At 66.7% G+C, this 1,927-nt stretch carries 1 protein-coding gene and 2 pseudogenes; all 3 read left to right on the top strand.

Annotation, left to right across the window (positions count from 1 at the left end; all coding sequences use genetic code 11):
* Positions 1–375 (top strand): annotated as a pseudogene (locus tag VF697_RS16455) (hypothetical protein); the annotation flags it as partial.
* Between the two features lie 54 nt (positions 376–429).
* Positions 430–1,302 (top strand): C39 family peptidase, encoded by an 873-nt coding sequence (locus VF697_RS16450; protein WP_331096039.1) that lies wholly within the window; start codon positions 430–432, stop codon positions 1,300–1,302.
* A 144-nt stretch (positions 1,303–1,446) separates the two neighbouring features.
* Positions 1,447–1,927 (top strand): annotated as a pseudogene (locus VF697_RS16445) (hypothetical protein); the annotation flags it as partial.

The raw sequence follows: 1,927 nt of genomic DNA, 5'->3' as shown, positions 1-1,927 counted from the left end.
CCGCTGGCCGGCGGGCCCGAGGAGGTCCTCGTCCAGGGAGGCCTCAACGCTACGAGCCTCGCGCTCGACGAGCACCACGTCTATTGGAGCACCTTCTGGGGGGGCATCCACCGCGTGCCGCTGGCCGGCGGGGCGCGGGAGACGCTGGCGGAGGGGGAGGACCATCCGCGCGCCCTCGCCCTGGATGGCGCCTCCCTCTATTGGGCCGCTGGCGCCGAGAACGGGACCATCCGGCGGATGGCTCGCTCGGGAGGCAAGCCCGAGACCTTCGCCGCCGACCAGGCGGACCCCACCGGAATCCTTCTGGATTCGGACCACGTCTACTGGGCGAACGAGGCGGGCGGTACACTCGTTCGCGCGCCCAGGCCGCGGTAGGCAACTTTCGCGCTCCCCCCGCGACAATCCCTTCAGACATCACGGAGATCGTTCATGACCATCAGGATTGGAGGGCCGTCCACTCAGGCCCGTGTACTGGCCCCCAAGGACGCCGAGGCCCCCAAGTCCGTCGAGGCTCCGAAGACCGCCACCGCGGCCCGGGTGCAGGGCTTCTCCGATGTCTCCAGCTTCAAGACCACCGCGCTCGCTCCCAAGCTGTCCGGTGGGGCCCCGAAGCTGTCTCCCAACGACCTCGGCGTGCTGGCGCAGAACCAGGGCAACACCAACGCGTGCGGCACCACGTCGCTCGCCAACGTGATGACCCACTGGGGGATGCCGCGCACCCACGAGCAGATCGACAAGTCCATCCGGCCCTTCGACCTGTTCACCGCGCCCGACAAGCTGGTGTCGTATGCGCGTGACAACGGACTGCGCGCGGAGATCAAGAACGACGCCAAGCTCGACGACCTGGCCCGCATGGTGGACCAGGGCGTGCCGCCCATCGTGCTGATGGATCCGGACAGCGACAAGAACGCCAACCTGCACTACATGACGGTGACCGGCTACAACCGCGACGCGAACGGCAAGATCAGCGATCTGGTCATCGCCGACAGCGCCGGCGGCCACCGCTACACGATGCCGGCCGCCGAGTTCCAGAAGCAGTGGGACAACCTCAAGATGGGCGGGGTTGGCACGGGCCTCAACAACGTGATGATCACCACCGTGCCCAAGGATGGCCGGATGATCACCGGCGGTGACGGCGTGGCCCGGAAGGCCTCGGACATCCAGCTCCCCAAGAACTCCTTCTGGAGCAACCTCAAGTCGGGCTTCGCGCGCGGCGTGGCCAACGTCATCGCCAACGGCGCCAGCTTCTTCGAGTCGGTCGGCAACACCGCGAAGAAAGTCTGGAAGTCCATCTTCGGCTGAGCGCCCTCCCTCCAGACTGAACCCTCGATTTTTCGAGGGCGCGAAGCGCAGTGATTCCAAGGGGTTGGAAGTCCCTCGCCTGCCCAGCGGGCATACCGGGCGGGCGTGACGACGGGAAAAAGCCCTCGTTCCTAGCTTCTCCGCATGGAAAAGCGACACCCCAACCACCCCGGGGATATGGGTATCGACGCCTCGCTCGCGGAGCGGCATCGGACGTCGGACGAGATCAACGCCCGTGGCCGAGCCATTGAGGTGTTGCTGGATGCCGGTGTGCCGTTCCTGGTCGGCGGGGCCTACGCCTACGCCACCTATACGGGCATCTATCGGGACACGAAGGACCTGGACCTCTTCCCGCGCAAGCCGGACGCGGAACGGGCGCTCGTGGTGCTGGAGAAGGATGGCTGGCGCACCGAGCGCACCGACGAGGTGTGGCTCTACAAGGCCTTCAAGGGCGAGTACTTCGTGGACTTCATCTTCTCGTCCGGCAACGGCGTGGCCACGGTGGATGACGAGTGGTTCGTCCACGCGAGCACGGCCTCCGTCTTCGGCTACCCGTGCCTCATCTCGCCGGCCGAGGAGACGATCTGGTCCAAGGCCTTCGTCAACGAGCGCGAGCGCTACGACG

The organism is Archangium sp., from assembly GCF_036388035.1.
In the GTDB taxonomy this organism is placed as follows: domain Bacteria; phylum Myxococcota; class Myxococcia; order Myxococcales; family Myxococcaceae; genus Archangium.
The sequence above is the reverse complement of the archived record's forward strand: the minus strand, read 5'-3'. Positions and strand labels throughout refer to the sequence as shown.